10 protein-coding genes and 1 pseudogene are annotated in these 14,196 nt (G+C 57.2%); 10 read left to right on the top strand and 1 reads right to left on the bottom strand.

Annotation, left to right across the window (positions count from 1 at the left end; translation table 11 throughout):
• Positions 1 to 85 precede the first annotated feature (85 nt).
• The 7 genes and pseudogenes from glgB to PGR10_RS19915 all read left to right on the top strand — a co-directional run bounded on the left by glgB (position 86) and on the right by PGR10_RS19915 (position 10,369).
• A complete protein-coding gene (gene glgB / locus PGR10_RS19945; protein WP_213794140.1) occupies positions 86 to 2,269 on the top strand; it encodes a 1,4-alpha-glucan branching enzyme in 2,184 nt (727 codons plus the stop codon).
• Positions 2,269 to 4,245 (top strand): glycogen debranching protein GlgX, encoded by a 1,977-nt coding sequence (gene glgX, locus PGR10_RS19940; RefSeq protein WP_430923988.1) that lies wholly within the window; start codon positions 2,269 to 2,271, stop codon positions 4,243 to 4,245. The genes glgB and glgX overlap by 1 nt, the downstream gene beginning before the upstream one ends.
• A 68-nt stretch (positions 4,246 to 4,313) precedes the next feature.
• Complete coding sequence (gene glgC, locus PGR10_RS19935; RefSeq protein WP_015703688.1) at positions 4,314 to 5,609, top strand: glucose-1-phosphate adenylyltransferase; 1,296 nt, start codon at positions 4,314 to 4,316, stop codon at positions 5,607 to 5,609.
• Positions 5,609 to 7,042 carry a glycogen synthase GlgA gene (glgA, locus tag PGR10_RS19930; RefSeq protein WP_045375801.1) on the top strand — a complete coding sequence of 478 codons (1,434 nt, stop codon included), beginning with the start codon at positions 5,609 to 5,611 and terminating at the stop codon, positions 7,040 to 7,042. The genes glgC and glgA overlap by 1 nt, the downstream gene beginning before the upstream one ends.
• 17 nt (positions 7,043 to 7,059) lie before the next feature.
• The gene (gene glgP, locus PGR10_RS19925; RefSeq protein ID WP_047047942.1) at positions 7,060 to 9,507 is read left to right on the top strand and encodes a glycogen phosphorylase; all 2,448 of its coding nucleotides are present in this window, start codon (positions 7,060 to 7,062) and stop codon (positions 9,505 to 9,507) included.
• Between the two features lie 214 nt (positions 9,508 to 9,721).
• Positions 9,722 to 10,070, top strand: a pseudogene (locus PGR10_RS19920) (type II toxin-antitoxin system RelE/ParE family toxin).
• A complete protein-coding gene (locus PGR10_RS19915) occupies positions 10,070 to 10,369 on the top strand; it encodes a helix-turn-helix domain-containing protein (protein WP_045394831.1) in 300 nt (99 codons plus the stop codon). The pseudogene PGR10_RS19920 and the gene PGR10_RS19915 overlap by 1 nt, the downstream one beginning before the upstream one ends.
• Positions 10,370 to 10,490: 121 nt before the next feature.
• On the opposite strand, the gene glpD is transcribed toward PGR10_RS19915, so the two are convergent.
• Complete coding sequence (gene glpD / locus PGR10_RS19910) at positions 10,491 to 11,999, bottom strand: glycerol-3-phosphate dehydrogenase (protein ID WP_430923987.1); 1,509 nt, start codon at positions 11,997 to 11,999, stop codon at positions 10,491 to 10,493.
• A gap of 206 nt (positions 12,000 to 12,205) precedes the next feature.
• Here glpD and glpE point away from each other — a divergent pair, with 206 nt between their 5' ends.
• From glpE to PGR10_RS19895, 3 genes are read left to right on the top strand one after another with little or no spacing between them, the layout of a single operon-like run.
• Entirely contained in the window at positions 12,206 to 12,535 is a 330-nt protein-coding gene (glpE, locus tag PGR10_RS19905; protein ID WP_015369349.1) for a thiosulfate sulfurtransferase GlpE, read from the top strand.
• A 52-nt stretch (positions 12,536 to 12,587) separates the two neighbouring features.
• Entirely contained in the window at positions 12,588 to 13,418 is an 831-nt protein-coding gene (glpG, locus tag PGR10_RS19900; RefSeq protein WP_015703685.1) for a rhomboid family intramembrane serine protease GlpG, read from the top strand.
• A gap of 19 nt (positions 13,419 to 13,437) precedes the next feature.
• Positions 13,438 to 14,196 (top strand): DeoR/GlpR family transcriptional regulator, encoded by a 759-nt coding sequence (locus PGR10_RS19895; protein WP_015369351.1) that lies wholly within the window; start codon positions 13,438 to 13,440, stop codon positions 14,194 to 14,196.

Here is a 14,196-nt window from a genome sequence, read left to right as displayed (position 1 = left end):
GGAGGATGCACGTTGGTGCTGCGCCGTTCAGGTCAAAAAAGTCGCCGGGTACAGGAAAGGGCGACACTTACAACAGGATGAAAGCATGTCGAATCGAATCGATAGAGACGTGATTAATGCGCTTATTGCAGGTCATTTCGCGGATCCCTTTTCCGTGCTTGGCATGCACCGCACCGAGGCGGGGCTGGAAGTTCGCGCATTATTACCAGATGCCACCGAAGTGTGGGTTATTGAACCGAAAACCGGGCGTAAAGTCGGCAAACTCGAATGCCTCGACTCGCGCGGATTCTTTAGCGGCCTCCTGCCGCGGCGTAAAAACGCTTTTCGCTACCAGCTGGCTGTCACCTGGCACGGACAGCAAAACCTGATTGACGACCCTTACCGTTTCGGCCCGCTGCTGCAGGATGTTGATGCCTGGCTGTTGTCCGAGGGGACGCACCTGCGCCCTTACGAAACTCTGGGCGCGCACGCCGACACCATGGATGGCGTCACCGGTACGCGCTTTTCGGTTTGGGCGCCTAATGCCCGGCGGGTTTCCGTAGTGGGGCAATTTAACTACTGGGATGGTCGACGCCATCCGATGCGCCTGCGCAAAGAGTCTGGTATCTGGGAACTCTTCATCCCCGGCGCGCTTAATGGCCAGCTGTATAAATTCGAGCTGATCGATGCCCACGGCAATCTGCGCGTCAAAGCCGACCCTTACGCCTTTGAGTCGCAAATGCGCCCGGAAAGCGCGTCGCTTATCTGCGATTTGCCGCCCAAAGTCGAACAGCCGGCGGAACGCAAAGCCGCGAACCAGTTCGATGCGCCGATCTCTATCTATGAAGTGCACCTCGGTTCCTGGCGCCGCCATACCGACAATAACTTCTGGCTAAGCTACCGCGAACTGGCGGACCAACTGGTGCCCTACGCAAAATGGATGGGCTTCACCCACCTTGAACTGCTCCCGGTGAACGAACACCCGTTCGACGGCAGTTGGGGCTACCAGCCGACCGGCCTCTACGCCCCGACACGCCGCTTCGGCACCCGTGAAGATTTCCGCTATTTCATCGATGCCGCCCACGCAGCAGGCCTTAACGTGATCCTCGATTGGGTTCCGGGCCATTTCCCGGCGGATGACTTTGCGCTGGCCTCATTTGACGGCACCTCGCTGTATGAACATAGCGATCCGCGCGAAGGTTATCACCAGGACTGGAATACCCTTATCTATAACTACGGCCGCCGCGAAGTCAGCAATTACCTGGTGGGTAACGCGCTGTACTGGATCGAGCGCTTCGGCATTGACGCGCTGCGCGTCGACGCGGTGGCGTCGATGATCTACCGCGACTACAGCCGTAAAGCGGGCGAGTGGATCCCTAACGAATACGGCGGGCGGGAAAATCTCGAAGCGATCGAGTTTCTGCGTAACACCAACCGTATTCTCGGCGAGCAGACGCCAGGCGCGGTAACGATGGCGGAAGAGTCCACCGATTTTGCCGGCGTGACGCGCCCGCCCGCCGACGGCGGCCTCGGCTTCTGGTTCAAATGGAATCTCGGCTGGATGCACGACACGCTGGACTATATGAAGCTCGATCCGGTTCATCGTCGCTACCATCACGACAAAATGACCTTCGGCATGCTCTACAACTACACCGAGAACTTCGTGCTGCCGCTCTCCCACGATGAAGTGGTGCACGGCAAAAAATCGATTCTCGACCGCATGCCGGGGGACGCATGGCAGCGCTTTGCCAACCTGCGCGCCTATTACGGCTGGCTGTTCGCCTTCCCGGGCAAAAAGCTGCTGTTTATGGGCAATGAATTTGCCCAGGGCCGCGAGTGGAACCACGACGCCAGTCTCGACTGGCATCTGCTGGAGGGCGGCGACAACTGGCACCATGGCGTCCAGCGGCTGGTGCGCGACCTGAACCACACCTACCGCCACCATAAAGCGCTGCATGAACTTGATTTCGATCCCTACGGCTTCGAATGGCTGGTGGTCGATGATCATGAGCGTTCGGTATTTATCTTTGTGCGCCGCGATAAAGCCGGCAATGAGATTATCGTCGCCAGCAACTTCACCCCGGTGCCTCGCCACAACTATCGTTTCGGCATTAACCAGCCGGGACGCTGGCGCGAAGAATTGAACACTGACTCGATGCATTATCACGGCAGTAACGCCGGAAATGGCGGCGTGGTTGAGAGCGAGCCCGTCGCCAGCCATGGTCGTCAGCATTCGTTGTCGATTACCCTGCCGCCGCTGGCGACCATCTGGCTGGTACGGGAGGCCTGATGACGACGCTTGCCGCGGGAAAACCGGCGCCTTTGGGCGCCAGCTATGACGGCAAAGGGGTAAACTTCACCCTGTTTTCCGCCCACGCCGAGCGGGTGGAGCTCTGCGTGTTCGACCAGCAGGGCAACGAGCGGCGCTACGACCTACCGGCGCGCAGCGGCGACATCTGGCACGGCTGGCTGGCCGATGCGCGTCCGGGGCTACGCTACGGTTATCGGGTGCACGGGCCGTGGGATCCGGCGCAGGGGCATCGCTTCAATCCGGCCAAGCTGCTGCTCGACCCCTGCGCGCATCAGGTGGCGGGCGAACTGCTGGACGACGAGCGTTTACATGGCGGGATGCATGAAGCGGATGCCCGCGATAGCGCAGCCATTGCGCCAAAGTCGCAGGTAGTCGATCTGCATTACGACTGGCTCGGCGATAAACCGCCGCGCACGCCGTGGGGCGAAACGGTCATTTATGAAGCCCACGTCAAAGGGTTGACCTGGCTGCATCCGGAGCTGCCTGAGGCGATCCGCGGCACCTATCAGGCGCTGGGCCACCCGTTGATGATCGACTATTTCCGCCGCCTGGGTATTACCGCGCTGGAGCTAATGCCGGTAGCGCAGTTCGCCAGCGAACCCCGCCTGCAGCGGATGGGGCTGAGCAACTACTGGGGCTACAACCCGCTGGCGCTGTTTGCGCTGGAGCCGCGCTACGCCAGCCAGCCGCAGCGGGCGCTCGATGAGTTCCGCGATGCGGTGAAAGCGCTGCACGCGGCGGGTATTGAGGTGATCCTCGATATCGTGCTGAACCATAGCGCGGAAATCGATCTTGAAGGGCCGACAGTCTCCCTGCGCGGTATCGATAACCGCAGCTATTATTGGATCAGGGACGACGGCGATTACCACAACTGGACCGGCTGCGGTAACACGCTCAACCTCAGTCATCCTGGCGTGGTGGAGTATGCCCTGCAGTGCCTGCGATTTTGGGTTGATGAGTGCCACGTTGACGGTTTTCGCTTCGACCTGGCGTCGGTGATGGGGCGCACACCGGAATTTCGTCAGGACGCGCCGCTGTTTGAGGCCATTCGCCGCGACCCGGTATTGTCGGCGCTCAAGCTGATTGCCGAACCCTGGGATATTGGCCAGGGCGGTTATCAGGTGGGGAACTTCCCACCGCTGTTTGCCGAATGGAACGACCATTTTCGCGATACCGCGCGCCGTTTCTGGCTGCAACAAAACGTGTCGTTGGGTGACTTCGCTCAGCGCTTCGCCGCCTCCAGCGACCTCTTTGCCCGCGATGGCAAGCGGCCTGCGGCGACGATCAATCTGATCACGGCGCATGATGGATTCACCCTACGTGATTGCGTCTGTTTCAATCAGAAACACAATCAGGCAAACGGCGAAGAGAATCGCGATGGGACTAACAATAACTACAGCAACAATCATGGTATAGAGGGATTAGAAGCCAATCTTGCCGTGATTGAGCGGCGGCGCGATAGCGTACATGCGCTCCTGACCACGTTGCTGCTGTCGCAAGGAACGCCGATGCTGCTGGCGGGCGATGAGCATGGCCATAGTCAGCACGGAAACAATAATGCGTACTGTCAGGACAATGCTTTGACCTGGCTGGACTGGCGGCGGGCAAATCACGGATTAACCGCGTTTGTCGCCGCGCTTATCCACCTGCGTCGGCGCATTCCGGCGTTAACCCGTAATCAGTGGTGGCAGGAGCATGACGGCAACGTGAGCTGGCTCAATCAGCGCGGAGAACCGTTAAACGCCGACGAGTGGCAGCATGGCGCCGCGCGGCTGCAAATCCTGTTATCCGATCGCTGGTTGATCGCGCTGAATGCCACCGCTGAGGTGGCGGATATGATTTTACCCGCGGGGGAGTGGCGCGCCGTTCCTCCATTCGCCGGAGAGGATAATCCGGTCATCATGGCTGTCTGGCATGGGCCCGCGCACGGAGTTTGCGTATTTCAAAGGTCATAGTCCCTGGGGGTTTTCGGCGCGTTCATGATGAATGCGCCGTGAAGCAGGGGAATCAAAAGGAGTTAATCATGGTTGGGCTTGAAAAGAACGATCCGTTGATGCTGGCGCGTCAACTTCCTCTCAAATCGGTGGCGCTGATCCTTGCTGGCGGGCGTGGTACCCGGCTTAAGGATTTAACCATTAAGCGCGCGAAGCCTGCCGTCCACTTTGGCGGTAAGTTCCGTATTATCGACTTCGCGTTATCTAACTGTCTTAACTCAGGTATTCGCCGCATCGGCGTGATTACCCAATACCAGTCGCATACCCTGGTGCAGCATATCCAGCGCGGCTGGTCTTTCTTCAGCGAAGAGATGAATGAGTTTGTCGATCTGCTACCGGCGCAGCAGCGGGTACACGGTGAAAACTGGTATCGCGGTACCGCCGATGCGGTGACGCAGAACCTCGACATTATTCGTCGTTATAAAGCCGAGTATGTGGTGATCCTCGCCGGCGACCACATCTACAAACAGGATTACTCGCGCATGCTGATCGACCATGTCGAAAAAGGCGCGCGCTGCACCGTCGCCTGCATGCCGGTGCCCATCGAAGAAGCATCCGCTTTTGGCGTGATGGCGGTTGACGAAAGCGAGAAGATCATCGAGTTCGTCGAGAAACCGGCCAACCCGCCGGCGATGCCGAACGACGCCACCCGCTCGCTTGCCAGTATGGGCATCTATGTCTTTGATGCGGATTACCTTTATGAACTGCTGGCCGCCGACGATCTCGACGAAAACTCCAGCCACGACTTCGGCAAAGATATCATCCCGAAAATTACCGAAGCTGGCATGGCTTATGCACATCCTTTCCCGCTCTCCTGCGTGCAGTCCGACCCGCAAGCCGAGCCGTACTGGCGCGATGTGGGTACGCTGGAAGCCTACTGGAAGGCCAACCTCGACCTGGCCTCGGTGACGCCGGAGCTGGATATGTACGACCAGCACTGGCCTATCCGTACCCACATGGAATCGCTGCCGCCGGCGAAGTTCGTCCAGGACCGCTCCGGCAGCCACGGCATGACGCTGAACTCGCTGGTTTCCGGCGGCTGCATTATCTCGGGCTCGGTGGTGGTGCAGTCGGTGCTGTTCCCGCGAGTGCGGGTGAATTCGTTTTGTAACATTGATTCGGCAGTCTTATTGCCGGATGTCTGGGTCGGGCGCTCGTGCCGCCTGCGCCGCTGCGTGATAGATCGCGCCTGCGTCATCCCGGAAGGGATGGTCATTGGGGAGAATGCGGAAGAAGATGCCAGCCGCTTCTATCGTTCAGAAGAAGGGATCGTGCTGGTTACGCGCGACATGCTGCGGAAACTGGGGCACAAACAGGAGCGATAATGCAGGTTTTACACGTATGTTCAGAGATGTTCCCGTTGTTAAAAACCGGCGGTCTGGCTGACGTTATTGGCGCGCTGCCTGCGGCGCAGATAGCAGACGGCGTGGATACCCGCGTGCTGCTGCCGGGGTATCCGGATATCCGCCGCGGGATTACCGACGCGCAGGTTGTCACCCGCCGGGATACCTTTGCCGGGCGCATCACCCTGCTGTTCGGCCATTTTAACGGCGTCGGTATCTATCTGATCGACGCGCCGCATCTCTACGATCGTCCGGGGAGCCCGTATCACGACGCCAACATGAACGCCTATACCGACAACGTGCTGCGCTTTGCGCTGCTCGGCTGGGTGGGGAGCGAAATGGCCTGCGGGCTGGATCCATTCTGGCGCCCGGAGGTGGTGCACGCTCATGACTGGCACGCGGGCCTGACGCCGGCTTACCTGGCGGCGCGCGGACGGCCGGCGAAATCGGTGTTTACGGTGCACAATCTCGCCTACCAGGGGATGTTTTACTCCTGGCATATGAATGAGATAGAGCTGCCGTGGTCGTTCTATAACATGCACGGCCTCGAATTTAACGGTCAGATCTCGTTCCTCAAAGCCGGGCTGTACTATGCCGACCATATCACGGCGGTGAGCCCAACCTACGCGCGGGAAATCACCGAACCGCAATATGCCTACGGCATGGAAGGGCTGCTGCGCCAGCGCCAGCACGAGGGCCGCTTGTCCGGCATCCTTAACGGCGTCGATGATAGTATCTGGAATCCGCAAAGCGATCTGCTGCTGGCGGCGCGCTATGACCGCGATAGTCTGGAAGAGAAAGCCGAGAATAAACGGCAGCTGCAAATCGCCATGGGGCTGAAGGTGGATGACAAAGCGCCGCTGTTCGCCGTGGTGAGCCGCCTGACCAGCCAAAAAGGGCTTGATCTGGTGCTGGAGGCGCTGCCGGGCCTGCTGGAGCAGGGCGGGCAACTGGCGCTGCTGGGCGCCGGCGATCCGGTACTGCAGGAGGGCTTCCTCGCCGCCGCCGCCGAACATCCGGGCCAGGTCGGCGTGCAGATTGGCTATCACGAGGCGTTTTCGCACCGCATCATGGGCGGCGCCGATGTGATTCTGGTTCCCAGCCGCTTTGAACCATGCGGCCTGACTCAGCTGTATGGCCTGAAATACGGCACCCTGCCGCTGGTGCGCCGCACCGGCGGTCTCGCCGATACCGTGGCCGACTGTTCGCTGGAAAACCTCGCCGACGGCGTCGCCAGCGGCTTTGTCTTTGAGGACAGTAACGCGGTGTCGTTGCTGCGAGCCATCCGGCGCACCTTTGTGTTGTGGTCGCGGCCATCGCTGTGGCGCTACGTTCAGCGTCAGGCGATGAATATGGACTTTAGCTGGCAGGTGGCGGCGAAATCCTATCGTGAACTCTATCAACGCTTGATGTAATCACAGGAGCTATGGCTATGAATGCACCCTTTAGTTATGCATCACCGACGCTGAGCGTTGAGGCGTTAAAGCATTCTATCGCGTATAAGCTGATGTTTATCATCGGCAAAGATCCGGCGATCGCCAACAAACACGAATGGCTGAACGCCACCCTGTTCGCCGTTCGCGACCGCATGGTCGAGCGCTGGCTGCGTTCAAACCGCGCCCAGCTGTCGCAGGAAGTGCGGCAGGTTTACTATCTGTCGATGGAGTTTTTGATTGGTCGCACCCTCTCTAACGCGCTGTTGTCGTTAGGGATTTATGAAGATGTGAATAATGCGCTGGCCGATATGGGGCTCGATCTGGAAGAGCTTATTGATGAAGAAAACGACCCCGGTTTAGGCAACGGCGGTTTAGGGCGCCTGGCCGCCTGCTTCCTCGATTCTCTGGCGACGCTGGGCCTGCCGGGCCGCGGCTACGGTATCCGCTACGACTATGGGATGTTCAAGCAGAACATCGTCGACGGGCGGCAGAAAGAGTCGCCGGATTACTGGCTGGAGTACGGCAACCCGTGGGAGTTCGAACGCCACAATACGCGCTATAAAGTGCGTTTCGGCGGCCGCGTGCAGCAAGAAGGGAAAAATACCCGCTGGATAGAGACCGAAGAGATTATCGCCGAAGCCTACGATCAGATTATCCCCGGTTTCGATACCGACGCCACCAACACTCTGCGGCTGTGGAGCGCGCAGGCCAGTAGCGAAATCAACCTCGGTAAATTCAACCAGGGCGACTACTTCGCGGCGGTGGAAGATAAGAACCACTCCGAGAACGTTTCGCGGGTGCTGTACCCGGATGATTCCACCTATTCCGGGCGCGAGCTGCGCCTGCGTCAGGAGTATTTCCTGGTCTCGGCGACGGTACAGGATATCCTCAGCCGCCACTACCAGCTGCACCGCACCTACGACAATCTGGCGGCGAAAATCGCCATTCACCTCAATGACACTCATCCGGTGCTGTCGATCCCTGAGCTGATGCGTCTGCTGATCGATGAGCACAAATTTAGCTGGGATGAAGCCTTCGAGGTGACCTGCCAGGTCTTCTCCTATACCAACCATACGTTGATGAGCGAAGCGCTGGAGACCTGGCCGGTCGATATGCTGGGGAAAATCCTGCCGCGCCATCTGCAGATTATCTTCGAGATTAACGATTACTTCCTCAAGACGCTGCAGGAGCAGTATCCCAACGATACCGCGCTGCTCAGCCGTACCTCCATCATTGATGAATCTAATGGTCGCCGGGTACGTATGGCATGGCTGGCGGTTGTCGTCAGCCATAAAGTCAACGGCGTATCCGAGCTGCATTCGCGCTTAATGGTCGAGTCGCTGTTTGCCGAGTTTGCGAAGATTTTCCCGATGCGTTTCACCAACGTCACCAACGGCGTTACGCCGCGGCGCTGGCTGGCGTTGGCAAACCCGCCGCTGTCGCAGGTGCTGGATGAGAATATTGGCCACACCTGGCGCACCGATTTAAGCCAGTTGAGCGATCTGCTTCAGCATATTGATTACCCGACGGTGAACCAGGCGGTGCGCCGCGCCAAGCTTGAGAATAAGCAGCGGCTGGCGAACTATATCGCCCAGCAGTTGAACGTGGTGGTCAATCCCAAGGCGCTGTTTGATGTGCAGATCAAACGTATCCACGAATATAAACGCCAGCTGATGAATATCCTGCACGTCATCACCCGCTACAACCGGATCAAAGCCGATCCGCAGGCGGAGTGGGTGCCGCGGGTGAATATCTTCGCCGGTAAGGCCGCGTCGGCCTACTATATGGCGAAGCATATTATTCATCTGATCAACGATGTGGCGGCGGTGGTGAACAACGATCCGCAGATTGGCGATAAGCTAAAAGTGGTGTTTATCCCTAACTACAGCGTGAGCCTGGCGCAGCTGATTATCCCGGCGGCAGATCTCTCCGAGCAGATTTCGCTGGCGGGAACGGAAGCCTCCGGTACCAGTAATATGAAGTTTGCGCTCAACGGTGCATTGACCATTGGTACGCTGGATGGCGCTAACGTCGAGATGCTGGAGCACGTTGGCGAAGACAATATCTTTATCTTCGGTAATACCGCGGAACAGGTGGAAGCCCTGCGCAGCAACGGCTATAAACCGCGCGATTACTATGAGCAGGATGAGGAGCTGCATCAGGCGTTGACGCAGATTGGCACCGGCCTGTTCAGCCCGTCGGAGCCTGGCCGTTACCGCGACCTGCTGGATTCGCTGATTAACTTCGGCGACCACTACCAGGTACTGGCGGACTATCGCAGCTACGTTGATTGCCAGGATAAGGTGGACGAACTGTACCGCCATCCGGAGGAGTGGGCCAATAAAGCGATGATGAACATCGCCAATATGGGCTATTTCTCATCCGACCGCACGATCCAGGAGTACGCCAAACATATCTGGCATATCGACCCGGTTCGTTTGTAATCGGTTAAGCATCAGCAAAACGGGGCCAGTGGCCCCGTTTCTGTTTGTGTAGTAAACGTTTTATTCGGAAAAGTGCCGGGAGGGATTCAGGCTATTGCGGGAATATACTATTGACGTGAATTTGCCAGCAGTACGATAAATGCTCAAATAGTTTACGTTCATAGCCTAATAGCTATAATGTTGATGATAGCCTTTAGGCTATGAGGGATCGTCTATGTGGGATGTAGAAACGACGGATACGTTTGATACCTGGTTCGAATTACAAAGCAGAGCTTTAAAAGAGGATATGTTGGCCACGATGCTTATCCTGTCTGAGTTTGGTCCGCAGCTTGGGCGTCCGTATGTTGATACGGTAAAAGGTTCAAAGTTTCAGAATATGAAAGAACTTCGGGTTCAGCATCATGGGCTCCCGGTCCGCGCCTTTTTTTGCTTTTGATCCTCTTCGGAAAGCTATCGTTTTATGTGCGGGCAATAAGGATGGCATGAATGAGAAACGTTTTTACAAAGAGATGATTACCCTGGCTGATAGAGAATTCAGCCAGCACCTGACTAAGGAGCGATAATGGGCACGCTAAAAGAACTCATGGCGAAACAGAGTCCTGAAAGCCAGCAGCGTATTGCAGCGAAAGCGGCAGAGATACGTCAGTCTGTCGCTTTAAACTTGCTTCGCGAAGAGTTACAAATTTCACAAACGGAGATGGCTGCGGCTATGGGGGTTAAGCAGCCAACGATCGCTAAAATGGAACAGGCTGATAACGACCCGAGGCTTTCGACCCTAAAGCGCTACATTGCGGCCTTGGGTGGGGAACTAAGTATAAATGTCACGTTGCCGACTGGAAAAAAAGTCTCGTTTAATTTGTGAATCGGTAACCCGGGTCAGGCGCAAGCCGTAGATACGGTTATTGCCCGGCGGCGCTACGCTTGCGCGGGCCTACAGACTGTAATGTAGCCCGGGCCAGGCGTAAGCCGCCGCCCGGGGTATATTAGGATGCTAACGACAGTTCAGACTTTCCCGTATGTTGCGCCAGCCACTTGCTGATGCGCGCCTGCTGCTCGGCATTCAGCCACATACCCTGCTTGGTACGGCGCCAGATAGCGTCATCCAGGCTGCGAACCCACTCGTGTTCGACCAGGTACTTCAGCTCGGCTTCATAAAACTCGTGGCCAAAATCTTCTCCCAGATCGGCAAGCGAAGTCGCTTCGCCAAGGATCCACTCGCTGTTGCTGCCGTAGGTGCGGGCATAGTGGCGGGCCATTGATTCGCTGATAAATGCGAAGCGACGGCGCAGTTTCGCCGCGTAGTCGTCGCGGTCGCCGCCGATATCGCCGCCGGGCAGAACGGCGGTTTTGGTCCACGCCGGGCCAATCCCCTGATAATACGGCGTCAGTTTTTCCAGCGCATGTTCCGCCAGTTTGCGGTAGGTAGTAAGCTTGCCGCCGAATACCGACAGCAGCGGCGCCTGACCGTTCTCATCGTGAATATCGAGCGTATAGTCGCGGGTAATCGCCTGCGGTGAGTCGGACTCATCGTCGCACAGCGGACGCACGCCGGAGTAAGTCCAGACGATATCGTCGCGCGACAGCGTCTTTTTAAAGTGCGCGTTGTAGACGTTCAGCAGGTAGTTGATCTCTTTATCATCGATCGCTACTTCTTTCGGATCGCCGTTGTACTCGACGTCGGTGGTGCCGATAATCGAGAACTCATCCATCCACGGGATGACAAACACGATACGTTTATCTTCGTTTTGCAGGATATAGGCCTGCTTCTGGGTGTGCACGCGCGGCACCACGATATGGCTGCCTTTGATCAGGCGAATGCCATACGGCGAGCGCAGATGCATGCCTTCATCGAAGAAATGTTTCACCCACGGGCCGGTAGCGTTAACCAGACCGCGCGCGTGCCAGGTGAATTTTTCGCCGCTATCGATATCTTCCGCTTCCACCACCCACAGGCCGTTTTCGCGTTTTGCCGAGATAGCGCGGGTGCGGGTGCGAACCTCGCCGCCTTTACGTACCACCATCTGGGCGTTGGCAAGAACCAGACGCGCATCGTCGACCCAGCAGTCGGAATATTCGAAACCGCGCACGATTTCCGGCTTAAGTACCGATTCCGCGCCAAAGCGCAAACCGGTCGAGCCCGGCAGGCTGGTGCGTTTGCCGAGGTGATCGTATAAAAACAGACCGATACGAATCATCCACGCCGGGCGCAGATGCGGGCGATGAGGTAAGCGGAAGCGCATCGGGAAGGCCAAATGCGGCGCCATTTTTAATAACACCTCGCGCTCCGCCAGCGCTTCGCTGACCAGGCGGAATTCGTAGTGCTCCAGGTAGCGCAGGCCGCCGTGAATCAGTTTCGAGCTGGCGCTTGAGGTGGCGCAGGCAAGGTCTCTCGCTTCCAGCATCAGCACGGATAAACCGCGCCCGGCGGCGTCTGCCGCGATACCGGCACCGTTGATGCCTCCGCCTATCACAATCAGATCTTTGATTTCCACGCTCACACCTCGTTCGCTTTCGTTTAAGCTCATAAATGTTCGATATCGCTCACTATAGCAAACAAACGCGCTTTTGGTAACATCAAAAAAACATTTCAGAGTGATGCATGTAACATATTGGCGTTTATTTACCGCCTGACGGTACACTAGCGGGTAAAATCAGGGTCGGTCATCGCCCGTCATGAAGTGCAATAGAGAAGAGAATCATGGAACAATTTGAATGTATCAATGTAGAAGAAGCGCATCAGAAACTGCATCAGCAGAAGGCGGTGCTGGTCGATATCCGCGACCCGCAAAGCTATGCCATGGGGCACACGCCGGGCGCGTTTCATCTGACCAACGATACCCTGGGCGCTTTTATGCGTGATAACGATTTTGAGACGCCGGTGATGGTGATGTGCTACCACGGCAACAGCAGCAAAGGCGCCGCGCAGTATTTACTGCAGCAGGGCTTCGAGAACGTCTACAGCGTCGACGGCGGTTTTGACGCCTGGCATCGTCATTTCCCGGCGGAAGTCGCGCACGGCTCGCTATAAGCGCGGTACGGTATATACTAGCCCCCTTTGTGTGGAATAAGCGATCCGCTGTATGTTAATGATTACCTCTTTTGCCAACCCGCGCGTGGCCCAGGCGTTTGTCGACTATATGGCGACGCAGGGGGTCATCCTGACTATCCAACAGCACACGCAGAGCGATGTCTGGCTGGCAGATGAAAGTCAGGCCGCGCGGGTGCAGGCCGAGCTGGCCCGTTTTCTCGAAAACCCGGCCGACCCGCGCTATCTCGCCGCCAGCTGGCAATCGGGGCATACCAATAGCGGATTGCATTACCAACGCTTTCCTTTTTTAGCTACCCTGCGTAACAACGCCGGGCCGTTTACGTGGGCGATTTTGCTGGCCTGTATCCTGGTCTTCATTCTGCAAAACGTTCTGGGCGATCAGACGATGATGATCTGGCTTGCCTGGCCCTACGATCCTTCGCTGAAATTCGAAGCCTGGCGCTACCTTACCCATGCTTTCATGCACTTCTCGCTGATGCATATTCTGTTTAACCTGCTATGGTGGTGGTACCTCGGCGGTGCGGTGGAGAAGCGCATCGGTAGCGGCAAACTGGTGGTGATTACCATTATCAGCGCTCTGCTGAGCGGATTCGTCCAGCATCAGGTTAGCGGCCCGTGGTTCGGCGGTTTGTCGGGGGTAGTCTATGCGTTAATGGGCTATGTCTGGCTGCGCGGCGAGCGCGACCCGCAGAGCGGTATTTATCTGCAGCGTGGTCTGATCCTCTTCTCTTTAGTGTGGTTAGTGGCTGGATGGTTTGATGTTTTCGGCATGTCGATCGCCAATGGCGCGCACGTGGCGGGCCTGGCAGTCGGGCTGGCGATGGCGTTTGTCGATACGCTAAATGTGCGAAAACGAACGTAGAGATTCCCAGGGATATTTCATGAAACAAACACAACGTCATGACGCGATTATCGAGCTGGTAAAAAAACAGGGATACGTCAGTACCGAAGAGCTGGTGGAGCAGTTTGCCGTCAGCCCGCAGACTATCCGTCGCGATCTGAATGATTTAGCGGAACAAAAAATGATCCTGCGCCACCACGGCGGCGCGGCGATGCCTTCCAGCTCGGTCAACACCTCGTGGCACGACAGGAAAGCAACCCAGACGGCGGAAAAAGAGCGTATCGCGCGGAAAGTGGCGAGCGAAATACCCGACGGCGCAACCCTGTTTATCGATATCGGCACAACGCCGGAAGCGGTGGCCCACGCGTTGCTCGATCATAATGACCTGCGGATTGTGACCAACAATCTCAACGTCGCGAATACGCTGATGGTGAAAGACGATTTTCGCATTATCCTCGCCGGCGGCGAGCTGCGCAGCCGCGATGGCGGGATCATCGGCGAAGCGACGCTCGATTTTATCTCCCAGTTCCGTCTCGACTTCGGCATTCTTGGTATAAGCGGTATTGATAGCGACGGTTCGCTGCTGGAGTTTGATTACCATGAAGTGCGCACCAAGCGGGCGATTATCGAAAACTCGCGCCACGTGATGCTGGTGGTGGATCACTCGAAGTTTGGGCGTAATGCGATGGTGAACATGGGCAGCATTAGTATGGTCGATGCGGTTTATACCGATATCATGCCGCCCGCAGGCGTGCTGAAGGTGATTAAAGACAACAACCTGCAGCTGGAGCTGTGCTAA

This window comes from Klebsiella sp. 141198, from assembly GCF_050600785.1.
GTDB lineage: Bacteria > Pseudomonadota > Gammaproteobacteria > Enterobacterales > Enterobacteriaceae > Klebsiella > Klebsiella aerogenes.
This window is presented reverse-complemented; position numbering and strand designations above follow the sequence as displayed.

Excerpts from the sequence above, each read along its gene's own strand:
- glgB (WP_213794140.1), top strand. The coding sequence starts at position 86 with ATGTCGAATCGAATCGATAGAGACGTGATTAATGCGCTTATTGCAGGT.
- glgX (WP_430923988.1), top strand. The coding sequence starts at position 2,269 with ATGACGACGCTTGCCGCGGGAAAACCGGCGCCTTTGGGCGCCAGCTAT.
- glgC (WP_015703688.1), top strand. The coding sequence starts at position 4,314 with ATGGTTGGGCTTGAAAAGAACGATCCGTTGATGCTGGCGCGTCAACTT.
- glgA (WP_045375801.1), top strand. The coding sequence starts at position 5,609 with ATGCAGGTTTTACACGTATGTTCAGAGATGTTCCCGTTGTTAAAAACC.
- glgP (WP_047047942.1), top strand. The coding sequence starts at position 7,060 with ATGAATGCACCCTTTAGTTATGCATCACCGACGCTGAGCGTTGAGGCG.
- PGR10_RS19915 (WP_045394831.1), top strand. The coding sequence starts at position 10,070 with ATGGGCACGCTAAAAGAACTCATGGCGAAACAGAGTCCTGAAAGCCAG.
- glpE (WP_015369349.1), top strand. The coding sequence starts at position 12,206 with ATGGAACAATTTGAATGTATCAATGTAGAAGAAGCGCATCAGAAACTG.
- glpG (WP_015703685.1), top strand. The coding sequence starts at position 12,588 with ATGTTAATGATTACCTCTTTTGCCAACCCGCGCGTGGCCCAGGCGTTT.
- PGR10_RS19895 (WP_015369351.1), top strand. The coding sequence starts at position 13,438 with ATGAAACAAACACAACGTCATGACGCGATTATCGAGCTGGTAAAAAAA.